The sequence below is a fragment of the Microbacterium sp. UBA1612 genome (assembly GCF_002321605.1).
Lineage (GTDB): Bacteria > Actinomycetota > Actinomycetes > Actinomycetales > Microbacteriaceae > Microbacterium > Microbacterium luteum.
Genome location: NZ_DCMW01000040.1, coordinates 599 through 1313 on the forward strand (window position 1 = coordinate 599; position 715 = coordinate 1313).

The following is a 715-nucleotide window of genomic DNA, read 5'->3' on the forward strand; positions in this document are numbered from 1 at the left end:
CGCTCCATGTCGATCGCGCCGAGCTTCTCGCCGAGTTCGAGGTGGTCCCGCGGCGTGAAGTCGAAGGTCGGCGGCTCACTGTGCGTCCGCAGCGTGACGAAGTCGTCTTCACCACCGGCCGGAACCCCGTCGATGATGATGTTCTCGACGGCGGCAAGTGCTTCGTCAGCCTGCTGCTCAGCCTCGGTGACGGCCCGCTGCGCCTGCTTGACCTTCTCGCTCAGCTCCTTGGCCTGAGCGACGAGGACCGCCTTCTCGTCCTTGGGCGCCTGCGCGACGGCCTTGCCGTGGGCGTTCTGCTCGGCGCGGAGCTGCTCGAAGGTGGCGATGGCCGTTCGCCGCACCCGATCGGCTTCGAGCGCCGCATCCACCGTGTCTGCCGAGGAGCCACGGGCTTCCTGCGAGCGCTTGACCAGGTCGGGGTTCTCACGCAGCAGCACCGGATCGATCACGCGCCCAGTCTAATCAGCCACCGACGACCGACCGGCCGCGGTGATCCTCAGCCCGACAGCGCGGCACGCGCATCCGCGCCCCCTAGTGTGGTGCCCATGGCCCAGGCTTCGGATACGCCCCGAGAGCACGACGATCCTGCATCCGGCGCGCCCGACATCGTCGAAGCCGCGAAACCGGACGACGTCGCGCGGGAGCCCGAGGACATCGCGCCCGACACCGCCGACGGCGAAGGCGAAGCGCGCCGCGTCGACGAAGACGGCGC

At 69.7% G+C, this 715-nt stretch carries 1 pseudogene; it reads right to left on the minus strand.

Annotated features, from left to right (window positions below):
* Nucleotides 1–452: pseudogene (locus B3S45_RS14405) on the minus strand (serine--tRNA ligase); the annotation flags it as partial.
* Nucleotides 453–715 lie beyond the last annotated feature (263 nt).